Origin of the sequence: Lentzea sp. NPDC020367 (genome assembly GCF_044387305.1) — a bacterium.
In the GTDB taxonomy this organism is placed as follows: Bacteria; Actinomycetota; Actinomycetes; order Mycobacteriales; family Pseudonocardiaceae; genus Lentzea.
Genome location: NZ_JBIRVV010000001.1, coordinates 184,142 through 204,603, shown reverse-complemented (window position 1 = coordinate 204,603; position 20,462 = coordinate 184,142). Strand labels below are relative to the sequence as shown.

General features: G+C 68.9%; 20 protein-coding genes and 1 riboswitch. Of the genes, 8 read left to right on the top strand and 12 right to left on the bottom strand.

Annotation, left to right across the window (positions count from 1 at the left end):
* Positions 1 to 5: 5 nt before the first annotated feature.
* Positions 6 to 893 carry a LysR family transcriptional regulator gene (locus ACH413_RS00990; protein ID WP_360029547.1) on the bottom strand — a complete coding sequence of 296 codons (888 nt, stop codon included), beginning with the start codon at positions 891 to 893 and terminating at the stop codon, positions 6 to 8.
* Between the two features lie 82 nt (positions 894 to 975).
* Between ACH413_RS00990 and ACH413_RS00985 the strand changes: the two genes are divergently transcribed.
* Positions 976 to 2,223, top strand: a complete 1,248-nt coding sequence (locus tag ACH413_RS00985) for an MFS transporter (protein ID WP_360029546.1) — start codon at positions 976 to 978, stop codon at positions 2,221 to 2,223.
* On the opposite strand, the gene ACH413_RS00980 is transcribed toward ACH413_RS00985, so the two are convergent.
* Positions 2,174 to 2,830, bottom strand: a complete 657-nt coding sequence (locus ACH413_RS00980) for a hypothetical protein (RefSeq protein WP_360029545.1) — start codon at positions 2,828 to 2,830, stop codon at positions 2,174 to 2,176. The genes ACH413_RS00985 and ACH413_RS00980 overlap by 50 nt on opposite strands.
* 52 nt (positions 2,831 to 2,882) lie before the next feature.
* Here ACH413_RS00980 and ACH413_RS00975 point away from each other — a divergent pair, with 52 nt between their 5' ends.
* Positions 2,883 to 3,338 (top strand): hypothetical protein, encoded by a 456-nt coding sequence (locus ACH413_RS00975; RefSeq protein WP_360029544.1) that lies wholly within the window; start codon positions 2,883 to 2,885, stop codon positions 3,336 to 3,338.
* A gap of 58 nt (positions 3,339 to 3,396) precedes the next feature.
* On the opposite strand, the gene argG is transcribed toward ACH413_RS00975, so the two are convergent.
* Together argG and ACH413_RS00965 are read right to left on the bottom strand one after the other, a co-directional pair.
* Entirely contained in the window at positions 3,397 to 4,842 is a 1,446-nt protein-coding gene (argG, locus tag ACH413_RS00970) for an argininosuccinate synthase (protein WP_360029543.1), read from the bottom strand.
* A 92-nt stretch (positions 4,843 to 4,934) separates the two neighbouring features.
* Positions 4,935 to 5,414: a hypothetical protein gene (locus tag ACH413_RS00965; RefSeq protein ID WP_360029542.1), complete on the bottom strand. Its 480-nt coding sequence runs from the start codon at positions 5,412 to 5,414 to the stop codon at positions 4,935 to 4,937.
* A 76-nt stretch (positions 5,415 to 5,490) separates the two neighbouring features.
* Between ACH413_RS00965 and ACH413_RS00960 the strand changes: the two genes are divergently transcribed.
* Positions 5,491 to 6,312 (top strand): siderophore-interacting protein, encoded by an 822-nt coding sequence (locus ACH413_RS00960; RefSeq protein ID WP_360029541.1) that lies wholly within the window; start codon positions 5,491 to 5,493, stop codon positions 6,310 to 6,312.
* Here the strand turns inward: ACH413_RS00960 and ACH413_RS00955 are convergent.
* The 5 genes from ACH413_RS00955 to ACH413_RS00935 are packed head-to-tail and all read right to left on the bottom strand — an operon-like array spanning position 6,298 to position 10,945.
* A complete protein-coding gene (locus ACH413_RS00955; protein ID WP_360029540.1) occupies positions 6,298 to 6,903 on the bottom strand; it encodes a hypothetical protein in 606 nt (201 codons plus the stop codon). The two genes, ACH413_RS00960 and ACH413_RS00955, sit on opposite strands and share 15 nt — an antisense overlap.
* A complete protein-coding gene (locus tag ACH413_RS00950) occupies positions 6,900 to 8,453 on the bottom strand; it encodes an amidohydrolase (RefSeq protein WP_360029539.1) in 1,554 nt (517 codons plus the stop codon). Before ACH413_RS00950 ends, ACH413_RS00955 begins: the two co-directional genes overlap by 4 nt.
* A complete protein-coding gene (locus tag ACH413_RS00945; protein ID WP_360029538.1) occupies positions 8,450 to 8,839 on the bottom strand; it encodes a hotdog domain-containing protein in 390 nt (129 codons plus the stop codon). Before ACH413_RS00945 ends, ACH413_RS00950 begins: the two co-directional genes overlap by 4 nt.
* Positions 8,836 to 10,212, bottom strand: a complete 1,377-nt coding sequence (locus ACH413_RS00940; protein ID WP_360029537.1) for an AMP-binding protein — start codon at positions 10,210 to 10,212, stop codon at positions 8,836 to 8,838. The genes ACH413_RS00945 and ACH413_RS00940 overlap by 4 nt, the downstream gene beginning before the upstream one ends.
* Positions 10,205 to 10,945, bottom strand: coding sequence for an enoyl-CoA hydratase/isomerase family protein (locus tag ACH413_RS00935; protein ID WP_360029535.1), 741 nt, complete (start codon positions 10,943 to 10,945; stop codon positions 10,205 to 10,207). The genes ACH413_RS00940 and ACH413_RS00935 overlap by 8 nt, the downstream gene beginning before the upstream one ends.
* 74 nt (positions 10,946 to 11,019) lie before the next feature.
* On the opposite strand from ACH413_RS00935, the gene ACH413_RS00930 reads away from it, so the two are divergent.
* The 3 genes from ACH413_RS00930 (at position 11,020) to ACH413_RS00920 (ending at position 15,020) form a co-directional block, all read left to right on the top strand.
* Positions 11,020 to 11,580: a TetR/AcrR family transcriptional regulator gene (locus ACH413_RS00930; protein ID WP_360029534.1), complete on the top strand. Its 561-nt coding sequence runs from the start codon at positions 11,020 to 11,022 to the stop codon at positions 11,578 to 11,580.
* A riboswitch (cobalamin riboswitch) is annotated at positions 11,579 to 11,784 on the top strand. (Overlaps the previous gene by 2 nt.)
* A 107-nt stretch (positions 11,785 to 11,891) precedes the next feature.
* Positions 11,892 to 14,117 carry a 5-methyltetrahydropteroyltriglutamate--homocysteine S-methyltransferase gene (gene metE / locus ACH413_RS00925; protein ID WP_360029533.1) on the top strand — a complete coding sequence of 742 codons (2,226 nt, stop codon included), beginning with the start codon at positions 11,892 to 11,894 and terminating at the stop codon, positions 14,115 to 14,117.
* A gap of 153 nt (positions 14,118 to 14,270) precedes the next feature.
* A complete protein-coding gene (locus tag ACH413_RS00920) occupies positions 14,271 to 15,020 on the top strand; it encodes an NPP1 family protein (protein ID WP_360029532.1) in 750 nt (249 codons plus the stop codon).
* On the opposite strand, the gene ACH413_RS00915 is transcribed toward ACH413_RS00920, so the two are convergent.
* Positions 15,021 to 15,692 carry a helix-turn-helix domain-containing protein gene (locus ACH413_RS00915; protein WP_360029531.1) on the bottom strand — a complete coding sequence of 224 codons (672 nt, stop codon included), beginning with the start codon at positions 15,690 to 15,692 and terminating at the stop codon, positions 15,021 to 15,023.
* Between the two features lie 93 nt (positions 15,693 to 15,785).
* Here ACH413_RS00915 and ACH413_RS00910 point away from each other — a divergent pair, with 93 nt between their 5' ends.
* Positions 15,786 to 16,511, top strand: coding sequence for an SDR family oxidoreductase (locus tag ACH413_RS00910; protein ID WP_360029530.1), 726 nt, complete (start codon positions 15,786 to 15,788; stop codon positions 16,509 to 16,511).
* Positions 16,511 to 17,383: an SDR family oxidoreductase gene (locus ACH413_RS00905; protein WP_360029529.1), complete on the top strand. Its 873-nt coding sequence runs from the start codon at positions 16,511 to 16,513 to the stop codon at positions 17,381 to 17,383. Before ACH413_RS00910 ends, ACH413_RS00905 begins: the two co-directional genes overlap by 1 nt.
* Here ACH413_RS00905 and ACH413_RS00900 read toward each other — a convergent pair.
* Entirely contained in the window at positions 17,380 to 18,099 is a 720-nt protein-coding gene (locus ACH413_RS00900; RefSeq protein ID WP_360029528.1) for a polysaccharide deacetylase family protein, read from the bottom strand. The genes ACH413_RS00905 and ACH413_RS00900 overlap by 4 nt on opposite strands.
* A 61-nt stretch (positions 18,100 to 18,160) precedes the next feature.
* Positions 18,161 to 20,278 (bottom strand): discoidin domain-containing protein, encoded by a 2,118-nt coding sequence (locus ACH413_RS00895; protein ID WP_360029527.1) that lies wholly within the window; start codon positions 20,276 to 20,278, stop codon positions 18,161 to 18,163.
* Between the last annotated feature and the right edge of the window lie 184 nt (positions 20,279 to 20,462).

The following is a 20,462-nucleotide window of genomic DNA, read 5'->3' as shown; positions in this document are numbered from 1 at the left end:
CGCGTTCAGCCCGTGAAGAACTCGTGCACCACCGCGATCAACGCCCTGGTCGCGGCGCTGGGCCTGCGCCCGGCGGGCCACGCGAGTCCGAGCGGCCAGCGCAGGTCCGCGCCGGTCACGGTCAGGGTCTTGATGTCCGCCGCGGCGCCGATCACATAGTTGGGCAACAGCACGACGCCGAGGCCGTGCCGGACGAAGTCGACACCCGTGTAGATGTCCGACATCTCCACGGTCACCCGGCGCGGCACGGCGTTGGCTGCGAACGCCCGGTCCGCCACCGCCCGGTTGCCGTAGCCCAGCGGCGAGTCGATGAAGTCCAGCCCGGCGAGGTCGCCGATCGGCACCTCGTCCCTGGCGGCCAGCGGGTGGTCGCGAGGGACGACCAGGTCCATCACCGAGTGGGACAGCTCGTCCAGCACGATCCCGGCCGGCGCCTCACCGGGCAGCGACACGAACGAGAGGTCGAGCCTGCGGTCCAGGAGCTGCTCGACGAGTCCCAGCGACCCCGTGGTCGACGCGTTGGTGCGCACCAGCACACCGGGATGACGCCGGTGGAACTCGCCGAGCAGCGCGGGCAGGTCGATCAGGGCGACCGAGGTCAGCGTGCCGAGCCGGACCGTGCCGGTCAACCCGCCCTCGACCTGCGCGACGGCGTCCCTGGCCTCGGTGGCGGCGTCCAGCACGGCCTGGGCCTTCGGCAGGAGCGCCTCCCCCGCGTCGGTCAGCAGGACGCGCTTGGCGTTGCGGTCGAGCAGCACGGCGCCGAGCTCGCGTTCGAGCGTCTTGATCGCGGCCGAGACGGCGGACTGCACGACGTGCACGCGGGCGGCGGCACGGGTGAAGCTGCCCTCTTCCGCGACCGCAACGAAGTATTCGAGCTGCCGGAGGTCCACACCAGCGAGTATCTCAGAAAGTGATGATCGCCAGCTTGAACTTTCGTTGGACGTGATGCATCGAGGCACGCAAGGTGGAGCCATGTCCTTGGTCCTCGATTCACCGGTCACCGAACGACCTGCCGCCAGCGCGCACCACGGCAGGGGTTTCTGGGCCGTCGCCGGCACGTTTCTCGTCTCAATGGCGTATTCGACCGTTCCCGCGCCGCTGTTCCCCCTCTACGTCGCGCGCGAGGGCTTCTCGACGTTCGCGATCACCGTCGTGTTCGCCGCCTTCGCGGTCGGCGTGGTGATCAGCCTGGTGCTGGCGGGCCACGTCTCGGACTGGGTCGGACGCAAGGCGATCCTCATCCCCGCGCTGAGCCTGGAGATCGTCTCCGCGCTGCTCTTCCTGACCAGCACCTCGCTGCCGGTCCTGATCGTCGCGCGGGTGGTCAACGGGCTGGGCGTCGGCATGATCGCCGCGACCGCCACCGCCTACCTCTACGACCTGCACACCCGGCACCGCCCCGGTGCGTCGCCGCGCCGCTTCGAGATCGTCTCGACCGCGGCGAACATCGGCGGACTCGGCGTCGGCGCGCTGGTCGCGGGCGCGCTCGCGCAGTACGCGCCCTCGCCGCTGAGCACGCCGTACGTCGTGCTGGCCGTGCTGCTCGTCGTGAGCATCGCCGCGGTCGCCCTCACGCCGGAAACCGTGGTGCGCAAGCGGGTCTCGTACCGTCCACAGCGGATCAGCGCCGACCACGGCGACCGCACCGGCTACTTCGCGGCGGCCGCCGGGGCCGTCTCGGCGTTCGCGGTGTTCGGCGTGTTCACGTCCGTCGCACCGGGCTTCGTGGCGGGCCAGCTGCACCACCCGTCCCGGCTGCTGGCCGGGCTCCTGGTGTTCCTCGTGTTCGGTGGAGCGGCGCTCGCCCAGACCGTGACCGGCGGCCTCTCCCTGTCCGTCCGGCGCGCTGTGGGCCTGGGCGGGCAGGCGATCGGCGTGCTGCTGGTCGTGGCCGGGATGTACGCGACGAGCTTCCCGTTGTTCCTGGTCGGCGGCGCGCTCGCGGGCGTGGGCGCCGGCGTGCAGTTCAAGGCGTCGATCGGGGTGGTCTCCGCGATGGCGGCGCCGGAGAGGCGCGGGGAGGCGCTGGCGACGCTGTTCTTCATCGCCTACCTCGGGCTGAGCGTGCCGGCGGTGTCGATCGGGCTCGCCACCCGGTACCTCGCGCCCACCACGGTGATGGCGTGGTTCGCCGGGATCCTGCTCGTGCTGCTGGCCGGGGTGGCCGCGCTCAGTCGACGTGCAGCCGGATCGGGTGCAGGACGTCCTTCTCGCACGTGAGGACGTTCAGGTTGCCCTCACGGCCGAACTCCCACTCCACGTCGTCGCCGGACGGCTCGTGGGTGGCCAGTGAGAGCGTCTGGCGTTGCGCCGCACCGCACTCCGGGCACTCGAACTCGATCGGGCCGGTCTGCCACCACGGGGTCCAGCCACCGATCTTGGTGCCGCCGGAGGTCTTCGTCTCGTGCTCGGTGAAGCGGATCGGTTCGAGCACGTTGACCGTGGGAACGTAGATCTCCTCCTGCACGGACGGTTCGGGCTCCTCCTCGACCAGCTCGAACACCGTCGTGGAGTCACGCCACACGAGCCGCACGTCGGGCCCGTAGGCGTGCGGGAGGTCGTGGTGGAGCGTGCAGAGGAAGACCTGCAGGAGATCGGCGCCGTCCGGAAACGGCAGCTCCGGGAAGTCGCGCTGGTAGAGCTGCACGGCGCCGACGAACGGTTCGCCGGAACCCGCGGGATCGTGCGCGGCGCCGTCGCAGTGCGGCCACGGCTCGTCGATCGGCCACAGCATCGGGCCACCGATGTGACTGTCGGCGTCCGTCGGGTCACCCTCGAGTGGGTTCAGCAGCACCGCGGGCCTGGCCTGCTCAGCCTTGATCGACACAGCGCAAGGCTAGCGGGGTAACGACTGTGCGCGCGATGCCGACCTCGGGGGCATGAGGTTCTCGATCACAGCTGTGCTCCTCGCCGTCCTCGTGGCGGGCTGCACCCCGGAGATCACCGGGTCCGGTTCCCGTTCGGACTCCGAGTCGCCCACGACTCCCACCACCGCACCGGCCACCACGACCCAGGCCGCGGCCACCGCGCTGAACGGCGTGCCGCCCGAGCAGTACGAGAGCCTGCCCTCGAAGTACTGCGACCGGGTGTTCCTCGGAGCCCTCAGCAAGCCGATGCTGGCCGTCGTGATGGAGACCCCGAAGGGCAGGCTGAACTGCGACCAGGCCGGCGCGGTGCTGTTCGACTACTACGCGGAACGCCTGGAGCCGAAGACGGGACTGCCACCGGTCAAGGTCGGATCGATGTCGTGCAACCAGGTGGCCGAAGGCATCCTGCCCCAGGTCGTGTGCGCCGACGAGGACAACGTCATCTACTCGATGTGGCCCCAGACCTGACGAGAACGGGGCCGGCGGAGTGATCTCCACCGGCCCCGTGTTCTCGGGAAAGTCCGTGCTAGTCCGTGCCGAACTCCATGGCCGCCGCGTCGAGCAGCTCGTCGGCCGCCGAGACCTCACCGCGCGAGGCGATGGCCTCCGCGCCGCCGTCCGGCACCTCGCCGATCAGCTGCGTCGGCTCGGGCAGGGCCGGGATGAGCGCCGACTGGCGGGTGCCGACCATGCCGAGGCCCGCGAAGAGCTCCAGCTTGGCGCGGGAGTCCGCGATGTCGAGGTTGCGCATGGTCAGCTGGCCGATGCGGTCGACCGGGCCGAACGCCGAGTCCTCGGTGCGTTCCATCGACAGCTTGTCCGGGTGGTAGCTGAACGCCGGGCCGGACGTGTCGAGGATCGAGTAGTCGTCGCCCCTGCGCAGCCGCAGCGTGACCTCGCCGGTGATCGCGGAACCGACCCAGCGCTGCAGCGACTCGCGCACCATCAGCGACTGCGGGTCGAGCCAGCGGCCCTCGTACAGCAGCCGGCCGAGCTTGCGGCCCTCGTTGTGGTACGCCGCGACGGTGTCCTCGTTGTGGATCGCGTTCACGAGCCGGTCGTAGGCGATGTAGAGCAACGCCATGCCGGGCGCCTCGTAGATGCCGCGGCTCTTGGCCTCGATGATGCGGTTCTCGATCTGGTCGGACATGCCGAGACCGTGGCGGCCGCCGATGGCGTTCGCCTCCAGCACGAGGTCGACGGCGTCGTGGAACTCCTTGCCGTTGATCGTGACCGGGCGGCCCTGGTCGAAGCCGATGGTGACGTCCTCGGTCGCGATCTCGACCGACGGGTCCCAGAACTTGACGCCCATGATCGGCTCGACGATCTCGATGCCCTCGTTGAGCAGTTCGAGCGACTTGGCCTCGTGCGTCGCGCCCCAGATGTTCGCGTCCGTCGAGTACGCCTTCTCCACCGACGAGCGGTAGGGCAGGTCGCGCTCGAGCAGCCACTCGGACATCTCCTTGCGGCCGCCGAGCTCGTTCACGAACGCGGCGTCGAGCCACGGCTTGTAGATCCGCAGCGACGGGTTCGCGAGCAGGCCGTAGCGGTAGAACCGCTCGATGTCGTTGCCCTTGTAGGTGGAGCCGTCACCCCAGATCTGCACGTCGTCGTCGAGCATGGCGCGCACGAGCATGGTGCCCGTGACGGCCCGCCCGAGCGGGGTCGTGTTGAAGTAGGCGCGGCCACCGGAGCGGATGTGGAACGCGCCGCAGGCCAGCGCCGCGAGACCTTCCTCGACCAGCGCGGCACGGCAGTCGACGAGACGCGCGATCTCGGCACCGTACGTCCCGGCACGGCCGGGGACCGTGTCGATCTCGGGCTCGTCGTACTGCCCGATGTCCGCGGTGTACGTGCAGGGCACAGCGCCCTTCTCACGCATCCACGCGACCGCGACGGAGGTGTCGAGACCACCGGAGAAGGCGATGCCGACGCGTTCGCCGGCGGGAAGTGAAGTGAGCACCTTGGACACGTTGAGAATTATGCACGACGATGTATGGGCATGCACGTCGGGGTGCCTGTTAGTTACACCTCAGCACTATCACCGCAGCTCAGGGGCGTCGACTAGGCCGGATCGAGCTCGTCGGCCTTCGCCTGCATGCGTTGGATGCTGCCCTCGTGATCCATGGAGCGCATCGCCGTGATGGCCGCATACAGATGCGCGCCCACGTACGGGTCCTGCTCCTTGCGTTCGTTGACCTCGCCGAGCGTGGCGTTGTACATCGCGTCCGTCATCGCAGCGAGCAACGCACGTGCGCGCGGGGCAACACCTTGGGGCGCGGCGGCGTCGATGATCGGGGTGACGCGCTCCCACACCTCGTCCGGCGAGCCGGGCGGGTACAGCTGGTTGAGGCCGAGCAGGCCGTTCTCCAGCGCGCCCATGACCAGCCAGATCTCACCCTCGTCGGCGGGCAGCGTCCGTGCGACGGCCTCGGCGTCCCGTTGCCGGTAAGCGATGGCGAGTCGCAGGCCGATGGCCTGACTCCGGTTCTTGCTGGCGGGCTCTTCGAACCACCACTGCTGTTGCGCGGTCCTCGGGAACATGTTCGCAGTCTGCGGTACCAGCCTCAGTTTCGCTCGAGAGCTTAGGTAAGCCTAACCAAAGGTGTACCTTGCTGACATGTCGCGCTACTCCGCCTTCGACAGGTTCACGCTCAAAGCCGCCACCAAGGCCGCCGAGCTGCTGATGGCCCCCGCGAACCGCCGCGAGGTCTTCGACCAGTTCGTCATGACCGTCAGGGCGGTGACCGAGCTCAGCGAGCACATGCGCCGGATCACCTTCCACGCGCCGGAACTCGCCTCGTTCGAGGTGACCGGCCCGGACGAGTACTTCGGCCTGCTGATGGCGACCGGCCGCGACCTCGTCATGCCGGCCGACGACCGCATCAACGTCCGCTCGTCGTTGCGCGCGATGCCCGAGGACACACGACCGGACCTGCGCTGGTACACGGTCCGCGCGCACCGCCCCGACGTCGCCGAGATCGACGTCGACTTCGTGGTGCACGGCGACGCGGGCCCCGGCACGCGCTGGGCCCGCCGCGCGATCGCGGGCGACCAGGCCGGGTTCCGCGCGGGAGGTTCGGCCTACCGGCCGCCGTCGGAGGGCTCGGTGCTGCTGGCGGCCGACGAGACCGCGTTGCCCGCCCTCGCGGCGATCCTGGAGGTGGAGACGCGGCCGGTGCACGTGTTCGTCGAGGTGCCGGACGAGTCGTACCGGCTCGACCTCGAGGCGGAGTGGGTGTTCCGCGGCGACGCCGAGCCCGGTTCCGCCGTGCTGAAGGCGATCCAGGGCAGGGTGCTGTCCGCTGTGGACTACGCGTGGGCGTGCGGAGAGTCGGCGCTCGCGACCGGGGTGCGGCGGCACCTCACCAAGGATCGCGGAGTGGATCGCAAGGCGATCATGTTCAGCGGGTACTGGAAGGCCGGCTCAGCCCGCATGTGAGACGCCGCTCAGCCGCAACGTCCGCTCCACCACGGGATCGGTCGCCGCGATCCCGTACCGGTGCTCGTACACGGCGACCGTGATGCGGGCCAGGTCGTCGGCGGCGGCCGGGGTCTGGGCGACGTAGTCCGCGGCCATCAGCAGCATCGGGTAGCCGGCGCTGCCCTGCGGTGGCAGGTAGCCGTTGACGGGCAGCAGCACGGCGCCGAGGCGGCGGTAGAACGCGATGCGGCGGTGGCGGACGCGTTCCTCTGCCGGGTCTATGCCGTGCTGGGCCGGGTCTTCGACGTCGTAGATGATCCGGGTGTGGCCCGCGTCGGTCATGGCTGTGCGCAGGTGTGTCCAGAGGTGTTCGCCGAGGCCGCGGCCCTTCTCCCCCACGGTGAAGTAGCGCAGGTAGACCCAGCCGGTGTCGCCGAGGGTGCGCAGGACGGCGAGGCCGAGCGGTTTGTCGTCCATCAGGACCAGGGCGGTGTCGGCGAGCAGGTTGTCGAACGGCGCGCGCAGGTGTGGTTCGAAGCCGTCGAAGTAGATCTGCTGGACGTGCGCCAGCTCGTCTGACGTCAGCGTTGAAGCGGCGACGAGCCTCATCGGAACTGTCCTCCCACCATCGTGCGCAGCACCTGGATGTCCTTGATCCGGTCGGCGGTGACCGGGTTGTCCGAGAGCACGACGAGGTCCGCGAGTTTGCCCACGGACAGCGTGCCCTTGAGGTGTTCTTGTTTGCAGGCGTAGGCGGAGCCGTAGGTGTAGGCGCGCAACGCTTCCAGGCCCGTCACGGCCTCGGCCGGGCTGAACGGCGTGCCGGACGACGTTAGCTGTTCGACCATGTCGTGCATGCCCAGCAACGGGGCGCCGTTCACGACCGGGCGGTCCGAGCTGCCGGGGACGATCATGCCCGCGTCGAGCAGCGAACGTTGGCGGTAGGCCCACGCGGCACGTTCCGGGCCGAGTGCTTTCAGCATGCCGTCGCCGATCTCGTTCACGAAACGGCCCTGTGGCACGGCGATCACGCCCAGCGCCACCGCGCGCTCGACCTGATCTGGCCGCGCTACGCCGAAGTGTTCGACGCGGTGGCGGACGTCCGGGCGCGGGTCGAGGCGGTGAGCTTCCTCGTAGGCGTCCAGGACCAGGTCGATGGCCGCGTCGCCGATCGCGTGGGTGGCGACGCGCCAACCGCCTCGGTGGGCAGCGATGATCTTTGACCGCAACGCGTCCGAGGAGTCCTGCAGGTAGCCGTGGTTGCCAGGGGTGTCGGCGAAGTCGTGGCACATCGCTGCGGTGTGGCCGATCAGCGAGCCGTCGGAGAAGATCTTGGTCGGGCCGATGCGCAGCCAGTCGTCGCCGAAACCGGTGCGGACGCCCAGATCGAGGCCCAGGCCTAGTTCGGTGACGGGGTGCAGGGCGTCGGCGGCGATCATGAGTTCGACGCGGACGTGCAGCTTTCCCTGGTCGCGGGCGCGGTGGTAGGCCTCCAGCTCTACCGGGGACTTGCCGATCCAGCCTCCGCCGATGCCCGCCTCGACGCAGCTCGTGATGCCCTCGCTCAGGTACACGCGGCCGGCCCGGTCGATCGCGTCGACCAGGGTGTCCACCGGGTAGGGCAGCACGAGCGGGTTGACCAGTTGCTGCGCCTGTTCCTGCAACAGGCCCGTCGGGCGGCCGTTCTCGGTGACGACCAGCCCACCCGAGACGTCGACCGCGCGATCCGAAATCCCCAGAGCCTCCAGGACAGGCGTGTTCACCACGCACATGTGGCCGGACGTGTGCTTGATCCACACCTTGCGGCCGCGGGCGACGCGGTCGAGGCCGTCGCGCGTCGGGTGGCCGCCGCACTTGTTCTGGTCGTAGCCGAAGCCGACGACCCACTCGCCGTCCGGCGCGGCCTCGACCGCCGCGTACAGCGCGTCGAGACTCGTGACCCGGCAGTCCACTTCGGACAGAGTGAGGCCGAACCACGCCATGTGGTTGTGCGCGTCGTGGAAGCCCGGCGTGACGGTCGCGCCCTGGAGATCGACCACCTCGCGGGCCGGGACCTCCTCCAGCGCCACGATCCGATCGCCCAGCACGGCGAGCGCGGTCGCCGGACCGTCCAGCGTCACGAACTCGGCGTTCGTCAGCAGCAGGTCGGCCTTGATCATGAGAGCCCTTCGAAAGCCATGCGGTACCAGTCGCTCCACGGCGCGGGACGGCCGTCCGCGCCGACCTTGACGATCACCCGGTAGCCGGAGGCGTAACGGCCGCAACGAAAGCCGTAGCGGGCGCTGGTGGTGCCGATGCGGTCGGCGGTGATCTCGACCGGGAGCACACCGGGCGCGGTGAAGGCGGCGTTGAACTCGACGTGCAGTTCCTTGACCACGTAGTTCAGGTCGGGATGGCGGTCGGCGTAGGTGGACCAGCCGAAGCCCATCGACTCGAACAGCGCGGACTGGGCTCGTTCGACGTGCAGTGCGAACCGCGAGTTGTGCAGGGTGCCGTTCAGGTCCAGCTCATCGAAGAAGACCGGGCTCTCCCAGTGAAAGCTCACCGCAGCAGCTCCTTGGCGACGCGTTCGGACGGGGTGCGCGGTAGATCCTCGCGGAACTCCCAGAAACGCGGAACCTTGAACGACGCCAGTCTTTCCGCGCAGAACTCGGCGAGCTCCTGATCAGTCACTTCCCCGACGACGAACGCTTTCACCTCCTCACCGCGAATGTCGTCCGGAACGCCGATCACGGCCGCCAGCCGCACCGACGGATGCGACATCAGCACTTCCTCGACCTCGTGCGCGGCCACGTTCTCGCCGCTGCGCCGGATCATGTCCTTGCTGCGACCGAGGTGGTAAACGCGGCCGTCCTCGATCCGTGCCAGGTCGCCGGTGCGGAACCAGCCGTCCGCGAACGGCGAGGGCAGGCCCAGGTAGCCGTCCATCATGCCGGGGCCGCGCAGCCACAGTTCGCCGTCGACGATCTTGGCCTCGCGATGCGGTGCGGGCAGGCCGAGGCAGCCCGTGCCGACGAACCTGTCGTGGTCCTCGGCGGTGATGCGGAGATCCGCGCCTGTCTCGGTCATGCCGAACGCCTCGTACCAGCCGACGCCCCAGCGCTCTTCCAGTTCGGCGTGCAGGGCGGGCGGGATCGCCGAGGCCTGCACGACTCGTACCGAGTGCTCGCGGTCCAACGGATCGGCGGGCATGCGCAGCAACAGCGCCGGCATCGCGCCGAGGCAGTAGAAGTAGGTGACGCCGTGCTCGCGGACCTTCTCCCAGAACGACGACGGGTGAAAGCCGTCCAGCACCACGAGATGCGCGCCCGCCAGCAGTGCCGCGACGACGTTCCACTGTGGATCGATGTAGTGGAACGGTTGCGCTGTCAGCATCACGTCGTCGGAGTTCAGCTGCGGGAAGTGCTCGACCAGACTGCCACCGAGCGTCAGCCAGTAGGTGTGCGACAGCACGCACGCTTTCGGCTTCCCCGTGGTGCCCGAGGTGAACTGCAGGCTGACCGGCGCGGACACCTCGCCCTGCACGAACCCTTCGACAGGCTCCAGCTCTTCGACGTAGTGCACCAAGTGATCAGCGAGCAGCGGCCGGAACTCCTCGGTGCTGACCACGGCAACCGCTTCCGAGGTGGTCAGCACGTGCGAGGCGTCGACCGAGCGGTACTTGACGTTGAGCGGCACGGCCGTGGCACCGAGCTTGATCAGCGCGAACCACACCAGCGGGAACTCCGGCACGTTGCGCAGCATGATCGCGACCCGGTCGCCCGCGCGGATCCCCTTGTCCCGCAACGCCTGCGCGTACCCGTCCGACAGCGCGTCGATCTCGGCGAAGGTGAACGAGCCGCCGGGATCGAACGTCCACGCGGTCTTGTCCGGCCACCGCGTCACGGCCGTCCGCAGCGCGCCGATGAGGTCAGCCACGGCCGAACTCCTCCCGCGGCTCGTCCCCCTCGCCGGACAGGCTCGTGACGATCGCGTGGTCGACCTCAGTCGCCATCGCCTGCTCCAGCGTCGAGTCCAGGCCCAGGTCGAGCGCCCGTTTCGCGAGCCCGGCGGCGACCGGCGGCTGGGCGGCGATGCGGCGCGCGAGCTTCATCGCGTGCTTCTCGTGGTTCAGCGCGTAGGAGTTGATCAGCCCCAGCTCGTACGCGCGCGGAGGGTGGATCCGTTCGCCGAGCAGGAGCATCTCCTTGGCACGCGCCAAACCGACGATCCGAGGCAGCAGGCTGGAGATCCCGCCGGTCACGCTGAGCCCGACGCCGACCTCGGGAAATCCGAACTGCGCGCTGGTCTGCGCCACGACCAGGTCGCAGCCCAGCGCGAACTCGGCGCCCGCGCCCAGCGCGTAGCCGTGGACCGCCGCGATCACGATGCCGGGGAAGTCGCGGATCGCGCGAGTCACGTCCTGGATGCGCTCCAACCGGGCCCGCGTCTGCTCCTCGGTCTCGACCGGCACCGGCTCCTTCAGGTCGTGGCCGGCGCAGAACGACTTGCCGCGGCCCGCCAGCACGATCACCCGCGCCTGGTCCTCGCGCGCCCGTGCGAACGCGGCCAGCAGGTCCTCGACCAGCGCCGGGACCACGGCGTTGAGCCGTTCCGGACGGTTCAGGTGCACCTGCGCGATGCCCTCGGCACAGGAGTAGTCGACGGTCATCTCTCCCCTTCGATCGATCGATCGATCGGGCCTGACGCTAGAGTGAGCGAGTCGGGCCGGTCAAGGGAGGCAGCATGACGACGGAGGAACGGGTCCGCGAGGCGGCCGTGCGGTTGTTCGCCGAGCGCGGCTTCCACGGCACCGGCATCCGCGACCTCGCGCAGGCCGCCGGGCTGTCGTCGGCGACGCTCTACCACTACATGGGCACCAAGGAAGACCTGCTGGTCGAGATCATGCGCACGAGCCTGACCGAGCTGATCGGCAAGGCCGAGCAGATCACCGGTGACGAGACGGACCGTCTCGTCTCGTTGGTCAAGATGCACGTGCGGGCGCACGCCGAGAAGCCGCGCGAGACGGCGGTGGTGGACGGCGAGATGCGCGCGCTGACCGGCGAGCGCCGCGAAGAGATCGTGGCGTTGCGCGACCGCTACGAGCGCTTCTGGCAGGACGCGATCGACGACGGCGTGAAGGCGCGCAAGCTGACGGTCGCCGATCCGAGCGTCGCGCGGCTCGCGTTGCTGGAGATGTGCAGCGGCGTCTCCCGGTGGTACTCCCCTGCGGGGCCGGTCAAGTTGAGTGATCTCACCATTCAGTACGCGGCTATGGCGCTGGGCATGCTCGGCGCGGCCCGCTAGGGTCGGTGCTGCCAGCGGTTCACCCGGGCTCGTTCCGGGTGGAGCAAAAGGGAACCCGGTGCGAGTCCGGGACTGCCCCGCAGCGGTGAGTGGGAACGAAAGCCGTCAGAAGCACTGGGTCTGCCAGATCTGGGAAGCGACGGCCGGTAGGAGCGAGCAACACGCCCACGAGTCCGAAGACCTGCCGCCGGTCCGCGCGCCGACCCGGTGCGCGGTGCTCCGGAGCCTCTCGGGCGGGCTGACGGGCGCGGCTGCGTGCCGTCCTGCTCGCGTGTCTCCGGTGCTTCCGCACGCTCGCGAGGAGAGAGCTTGTGACCATCGGCAGCACTGTCTTTGGTTATCCCCGAATCGGACCGAAGCGCGAACTGAAGCGCGCGGTCGAGCAGTACTGGGCCGGGAAGATCGACGAGGCCGCCCTCCGGGAGACGGCGAGGCAGCTCAGGGCGCAGACCTGGGCCGAACTGTCCGAACTGGACTCCGTTCCGTCGAACACCTTCTCGTTCTACGACCAGGTGCTCGACACGTCGTTGCTGTTCGACGCGATCCCGCAGCGGTTCCGCGACCTCGGACTGTCCGAACTGGACACCTACTTCGCGGCGGCACGAGGCCGCGACGGCGCCGCGGCCCTGGAACTGACGAAGTGGTTCGACACGAACTACCACTACCTGGTGCCGGAACTGGGCCCGGACACCGAGTTCCGGCTCGCCTGCGACAAGCCGATCGCCGAGTACCGCGAGGCGCTCGAACTCGGCGTCACGACCCGGCCGGTGCTGCTCGGCCCGGTGACGTACCTGTTGCTGGCCAAGAGCACGGTGCCCGGCTTCGAACCGCTGGCGCTGCTCGACCGCCTGCTGGAGGCGTACGTCGAACTGCTCGGCCGCCTGCGCGTCGAGGGCGTCGAGTGGGTGCAGATCGACGAACCGGCGTTCGCCGCCGACCGCACCCCGGCCGACCTGAACGCGTTGCGCCGCGCGTACCGAACGCTCAGCGGACTGCCCGGCCGGCCGAAGCTCCTGGTCACCGGCTACTACGGCGACCTCGGCGAGGCGCTGCCGATCCTGGCCGAGTCGCAGGTCGAGGCGATCGGCATCGACCTGGTCAGCGCACCGGACACGTCGGTCGCGATCCCCGCGTTGCGCGACAAGATCCTGGTGGCCGGCCTGGTCGACGGACGCAACGTGTGGCGCACCGACCTGCACGCCGCGCTGGCGAAGGCCGCGACGTTGCTGGGCTTCGCGAACGAGGTCGTCGTGTCGTCGTCCTCCACGCTGCTGCACGTGCCGTACGACCTGGACGCCGAGGACCTGGAGCCGGACGTGCAGGCGCGGCTCGCGTTCGCGCGGCAGAAGGTCCGCGAGATCGTGGTGCTGGGCAGGGCTTTGCGCGGCGGGGCCGACGGCGCCTGGGCCGACGAGGCGAAGCGCCAGGTGCCCAGCCCGCGCCGCGACGACCACGTCCGGGCGCGCATCGAGTCGTTGCGGCCGGAGCACAGTCTCCGGGCGCCGTACGAGGACCGAGCCGCCGCCCAGCAGGCCCGGCTCGGGTTGCCGCCGCTCGCGACCACGACGATCGGGTCGTTCCCGCAGACCGGCGACATCCGCAAGGCGCGCGCGGCCGTGCGCAGCGGTGAGATCACCGAGGACGAGTACGAGCAGCGGATGCGGGACGAGATCGGTCGCGTGATCGATCTGCAGGAGGACATCGGCCTGGACGTGCTGGTGCACGGCGAACCCGAGCGCAACGACATGGTCCAGTACTTCGCCGAGCACCTGGAAGGCTTCGCCAGCACGCAGTTCGCGTGGGTGCAGTCGTACGGGTCGCGGTGCGTGCGGCCGCCGATCATCCACGGTGACGTGTCCCGGCCGAAGCCGATGACGGTGCCGTGGAGCACCTACGCGCAGTCGCTGACGTCCAAGCCGGTCAAGGGAATGCTGACCGGTCCGGTGACGATCCTCGCGTGGTCGTTCGTCCGCGACGACCAGCCGCTGGCCGACACCGCGGCTCAGGTGGCGCTGGCGTTGCGCGACGAGATCCGCGACCTGGAGGCCGCCGGGATCCGGGTGGTGCAGGTCGACGAACCGGCGTTGCGCGAACTGCTTCCGTTGCGCCGGAAGGACCAACCGGCGTACCTGGAGTGGTCGGTCGGCGCGTTCCGGCTCGCCACCGCGGGCGCGACGCCGGGCACCCAGATCCACACCCACCTGTGCTACTCGGAGTTCGGCGAGGTGCTCGGCGCGATCTCCGACCTCGACGCCGACGTCACGACGATCGAGGCCGCGCGGTCCAAGATGGAGATCCTGGAGGGCCTGGAGTTCCCGCGCGGCATCGGTCCCGGCGTCTACGACATCCACTCACCGCTGGTGCCGAGCGAGGACGACATCGTTTCGCTGATCACCGAAGCGGTGCGCGCGGTGCCAGGTGAACGTTTGTGGATCAACCCCGACTGCGGGTTGAAGACGCGCGGTTACGCCGAGGTGGAGCCCGCGTTGCGAAACCTGGTCGCGGCGACCCGTCGCATGAGGGCTCAGCTGGGCTGATGAGAGCGCGACCCCGGGACGTGATCGATTCCGTCCCGGGGTTGTTAATTTCCCGGTATGGCAAAGATTTGGCGAAGTACCTAGACGTGAACGTGGTTCATGTACCACCTTCGGCCTCGCAAGCCTCGCTCCCCTGCACCCCGGAGGCCTCTGTTGAGGAAGAAGCTCCTGTCCGCGCTCGCCGGCGCACTGCTGATCACGGCACTGTTCCCCGGCATCGCGCTCGCTGACCCGCCCCGGGCCATCCCCGCCAACTACGAGGAGGCCGACGGCAAGTGGCAGCCGGCGTTCGACTACGACGGCGACGGCTGCTACCCCACCCCGGCGATCTCGCCGACCGGTGACATCGCGCCCGGCCTGAAGAACTCGGGCGCGCTGAACGGCAACTGCCACGACAGGTCCGACCTGGACAACACCAACTCCTACAGTCGTTCCAAGTGCAACAACGGCTGGTGCGCCTACCTGTACGACCTGTACTTCGAGAAGGACCAGGCCGTTCCGCTGATCGACTGCTGCGGCCACCGCCACGACATCGAGCACGTGGTCGTCTGGGTGCAGAACGACGTGGCCCAGTTCGTCTCGACCTCGGAGCACGGCAAGTACAAGACCCACCCGCGTGCCAACGTGCAGTGGGAAGGCAACCACCCGAAGATCATCTACCACAAGGACGGCGCCAGCACGCACTGCTTCCGGCTCGCGGGTGCGGGCGAGCAGGCGGAGAACCACTACGGGGTCTACCAGTACCCCGCGCTGGTCAGCTGGGACCGCTTCCCCGCCGGCGTGCGCGACAAGCTCGTGAACGCGAACTTCGGCAGCGCGTCCCTGGCGATCAAGGACAGCGCGTTCAACTACAACCTCGGTCAGGCCAAGCCGTCCGGGATCGCGTTCGACCCGAACGCCTAGCTATTTCGCCACACGGTTGAGCCACTCGGCCAGGAGGACCCGTTCCGCTGGAGACAGCATCAGGGGCGGGTCCTCCTCCAGTGCCACCCTCAGCGCGATCGCCCGGCTCGGGATGTCCGTCGGCTCGTCCGGCGCGGCGTCCGTCGTGATCGCCCTGATCACCTGCTCCCGTGAGAACGTGATCAGCTCCAGGTCGCGGTCCTCCTCCGGCGTCGCGATCAACGCCAGCACGACGCCCATGCCGGCCGCGTGCACGAACTGCGCCGCCTGCTCGACGGGGACCGTCAACCGGCCCGCCGACGCGATGCGGCTGATGATCTCGCGGAGCATCGCGTCCGCCGTCAACCGCGCCTCACGCTTGCGCGGCTCGCCGTACATCAGCAGGTAGAACGCGGGCCGCGCCAGGCCGAAGCCGATGTGCAGCTCCCAGCCCCGGCGCAGGTCGTCCACGGGGTCGTCGCTGGCACCCATCGCCTGCTTGGTCGCGAGGTAGTCGGAGAAGCCGAACGCCGCCACGGCGTCGAGCAGCCCGTCCTTGTCGCCGAACAACCGGTACAGCGTCGGCGCCTGCACGCCGGCCGCCGAGGCGACCGCGCGCGTGGAGACCGCTTCCTTGCCGCCCTCGACGAGCAGGTCGGCCGCAGCCTTCACCAGACGCTCTCTCGTGTCCATGTAACGACGATAACACATCAGCGGTAGCGCTGATTCGATATCAGTGATACGTTGATTGAGGTAACAGCGGAAACACCAGCTAGGAGTGCTGACATGACTCGCGTTGCGATCGTCACCGGCGGATCGAGGGGCATCGGGCGGGCAGCCGCCGAGCGTCTCGCCGCCGACGGAACCGCCGTCGTCATCGTGTACGCCGGCAACAAGACAGCGGCCGACGAGGCCGTGGAGAAGATCAAGTCCGATGGGGGTCAGGCCGTCGCCGCACAGGCCGACGTGGGCGACGAGGAAGCCGTCGCCGCCGCGTTCGAACTGGCCGTGGAGACGTTCGGCGGTGTGGACGTCGTCGTGAACTCGGCGGGCATCATGCCGCTCGGCACCGTCGCGGACATGGACCTCGACACGTTCGACCGCATCATGCGCACCAACGCCCGTGGCACGTTCATCGTGTCCCAGCAGGCCGCACGCCGGCTGCGCGACGGTGGCGCGATCATCAACGTCTCGTCGTCCGTGGTGGGCCTGCGCTTCCCCCAGTACGGGGCCTACGCCATGTCCAAGGGCGGCGTCGAGGCGCTGACCCTGATCCTGGCCCGCGAGCTGCGCGGCCGCGACATCACCGTGAACACCGTCGCTCCCGGCCCCACCGCCACGGACCTGTTCCTGGACGGCAAGGACCAGGCGACCATCGACACCCTCGCGAAGCAGCCGCCGCTGGAGCGTCTCGGCTCGACCGGCGACATCGCGGAGGTCATCTCCTTCCTGGCGGGCCCGGCCCGCTGGATCAACGGCCAGACCATTCGTGCGAACGGAGGCATCATCTGATGGGCAAGGTCATCGTCGTCACGGGAGCGTCCAGCGGTTTCGGCGCGCTGGCAGTGCGCAGGCTGGCCCTCGCCGGCCACACCGTCTACGCGGGCATGCGGGAGACCTCCGGCCGCAACGCCGCAGCCGTCTCGGAACTTCAGGCGTTCGGGACCGAGAACGAGGCCGACGTGCACGCCGTCGAGCTCGACGTGCAGTCGCAGGAGTCCGCGGATCTTGCGATTGAGTCGATCATCGCCGAACAAGGGCGTCTGGACGTCGTCGTGCACAACGCCGGCCACATGGTCACCGGCCCTGCCGAGGCCTTCACGCCAGAGCAGTACGCGGCCCTGTACGACGTGAACGTCCTGGGCACCCAGCGCGTGAACCGCGCCGCCCTGCCGCACCTGCGCGGTCAACACTCCGGCCACGTCGTGTGGGTGGGTTCCAGCTCGACGCGCGGCGGCACTCCCCCGTACCTGGCCCCGTACTTCGCGGCCAAGGCGGCGATGGACGCGGTCGCCGTCTCCTACCGCGCCGAGCTGCTGCGGTTCGGCATCGAGACCACGATCGTCGTGCCGGGCGCCTTCACCCACGGCACCAACCACTTCGCGCACTCCGGCACTCCCGCCGACACATCGCGTGCCGCGGAGTACGAGGAGTTCTACCCCGGTCTGATGGACCAGGTGGGCGGCCGCCTCGCCGAGCTGGAGCCGTCGTGGGCGGACGTCGGTGCCGTGGCCGACGCGATCGTGGACGTGGTCGGTTCGCCGAAGCCCCCGTTCCGGGTGCACATCGACCCGTCCGCCGATGGGGCCGAGGTCGTGAACGCGGTGGCGGACCGGGTGCGCAGCGAGTTCCTGCGCCGGGTGGAGCTGGCCGACCTGATCTAACGGCTGTTGAGGAGCGCGGACACCGTGAGGAACCGGTAACCGCGCTCCTTTAGCCCGGTGATGATGGGCTTGAGCGCCTGCCGGGTCTGCTCGCGGCTCGCGTACATGGGGTGGAGCAGGATGATCGAGCCCGGCTTGGTCTCCTTCAGCGTCTGCTCGGCGATCTGGTGCGCGGTGGGCGTGCCTGCGGAGTCCGGTTCCACGTCCCACATGACCGTCGTGCGGTCGTGTTCGTCGAGGTAGTGCGGCAGGGCGAAGAGCTTCTTGCCGTTGGGCGGACGGAAGTGGATGTCGCCGCTGTAGCCGGTCCTGCGGATCTGGGCGTCGGTGTCCTCGATCTCCTTCGCCACCGTGCTCGGCAGGACGCCGATCATGCGCTGGTGGTGGAAGGTGTGGTTGCCGATCTCGTGCTTCGCGTCCGCGATCTGTTTGCCTAGCTCCGGGTGCTTCTCGAGGTCGCGGCCCATGAGGAAGAACGTGGCCGGGATCTGTTCCGCCTTCAGGACGTCCAGGACCTGCTGGGCGCCGGCGGGATCAGGGCCGTCGTCGAACGTCAGCGCGACCAGCTTCTCGTTGGTCTCGACGCGGTCGACCAGGTCACCGAAGAACTGGAACGTGCGCGCGCTGGCGACGTTCCACAGGGAGAACGCGGCGGCGAGAACTAAGGTGAGGCTAACCGCCGTGATGATCGTTGGCTTGCGGCGCAACCACTTCATGCGCTCACTAGACCATGCGGCCGGAGAGCCCGGTTCAGGCTCCCCGGCCGTTGGCCTCATGTCACCGGCGGTAGACGCCGAACTCGTAGAGCGAGTAGCCCCAGCCGGTGCCGCGCTGGGTGGCGTGCAGCCGGACGTAACGGGCGGTCGCCGTCACGTCGATCGAGTCCACTCCACCGTTGCCGGTGGTGGTGCCGTAGACGGACCGGAAGTTGGTGCCGTCGTCGGACACCTGGATCTCATAGGCACGCCCGAAAGCACCCTCCCAGACGAGTTGCACGTGCTGGAACGTCGTCACCGCACCGAGATCGACGCGAATCCACTGCGGATCAGCCCAGTCCGTGGCCCAGCGCGAGGTTCCGTTGCCGTCCACCGCGTTCGACGGCGGGAACGGCGCCCCATCACCCACCTGCTGGTAGGAGGAGGCAAGCGTGGGCTTGCCCTGAGCCACGTTCACACCGGACGGTTGCGGTGCCACGACCCGCACCGAACGGGTCTCGATGCCGATGTTGCCGCGCCCGTCCTCGGCCATCACGTAGACCTTCCACACGCCCAGCCTGTCTGGGGCGGTGACGGTGAGCCGGTTTCCGTTGACCTGGACCGGAGTCGCGGCCAGGCCGCCGCTGTTGTCGATGTACTTGCTGTTGAACGCCGCCGACCATTGGATCGCGTCCCCGTTCGGATCAGACGCCGCCACATCGATGTTCAACGGCGCACCGGCGGCGATGGTCTGCGGCACGTTCATCGCCGAGATCACCGGTGGAGTGTTCGCCGGAGTGGCGCCACCGAACGCCTTCTGCACCGAGTAGAACGACAGCCGCTTCTCACCGGCAGGCGTCAGGTTGAACCAGACAGCACCGAAGTCGTACTCCGTGCCGTAGTGGAACAACGTGCCACCGAACGACACCCCGGTGTGGCCGATGATGCAGTTCCACGCCTGCGTGTAGCCGTCGCGCTTCTGGACGTCGGTCGGTTCCGCGGGCACACCGTTGGCGTCGTTGGGCACTTCCCACTCACCGGCCGGACCGGCCTCGGTCAGGATGTACGGCTTCGTGTAGCCACCGGAGATCCAGTCCTGACGGACCTTGCAGACGTTGCCGTAGGAGTTGACCGAGTACAGGTCCAGGTCGGGCGTGTGCGCCTTGAGGTAGACCCACGCACCGGTCCACGCGTCCGTGTTCGTCACCGGGTGGTTGGTGTCGATGGCGTGGATCGCCCGCGCCGCTTCGTTGATGTACTTCGCGTACTCGACCCGCTGGGTCTCCAGCTCGGCGCCGGAGTAGCAGTTCTGCAAGCCGAGAATCGACTCGTTGCCGACGTTCCACATCAGCACACCGGGATGATCCTTGTAGGTGGTGACCCACTGGCGAATCTGGCCCAGCATGTCCGCTTTGTACTGGCCGTCGGTCACGTAGTTCACGCAACCACCCGAACCAGGACCACCACCAGGCTGTAGCCAGAACCCGTTGATCACGCGGAGACCGTTAGCGGCAGCCGCATCCAACAGCGGACGAGTGGAGGCGTCCGTGCCCCACGTGCGCAACGTGTTGACACCCATGGACTTCAACTCCGGCATGTACCGCGCCGCATCCGCCGCCGGCGGACCCCAGGTCAGGCCCTTCACCACCCACGGCTGACCATCCACCGTCAGCCGCCAATTGCCCTGCGACCCGGTCACACGCACACCGGTGCCAGGCTGCGGGTTCGAGCCCTGCTCGCCGTACACCCGGAACTCCCACAGCGAAACGCCGTAACCGTTGGCGCGCTGGGTCGAGAGGACTCGGACGTACCGGCCGGAGCCGGTCACTTCGAAGCCCTGCCGGCCGCCGGTGCCACCGGTGACGGAGCGGATCGACGTCCAGGAGTCGCCGTTGGCGGAGACCTCGATCTGGAAGGACGTCGCGTAGGCGGACTCCCAGTCGAGTTCCACCCGTGTCACGGTCGAGGTCGCGCCCAGGTCGACCCGCAGCCACTGCGGGTCGCTCCACGCACTGGACCAACGGGTTCCCGGATCACCGTCGACCGCGGCGGAGGCGGGGGTGCCGCCGCCCTCGGTCGACGAGGCGGTGGCGGGCTTGCCTTGGGAAAGCAGCGAGGGCGCGGCGCTGACCGTGCCCGGCAACACTGCTAGTCCCACCAGCACGGCGAGCACCGTGCCGACGGAGCGGAGGCGGAACATTGCGTCTCCTGCAGGGTCTAGTGAGGGATGAAAATGCGGGAGAGCGCTCTCACAACCCTGGCGGCGAATGTTACGAACAGACGTCGTCTCGTGTCAACGACCCCCTTGACAGCATCCCGACACGGGCGGACGCTAGCTGGGAGAGCGCTCTCCCAGCCGGTTTACCCACGTCGGCAGGAGGACG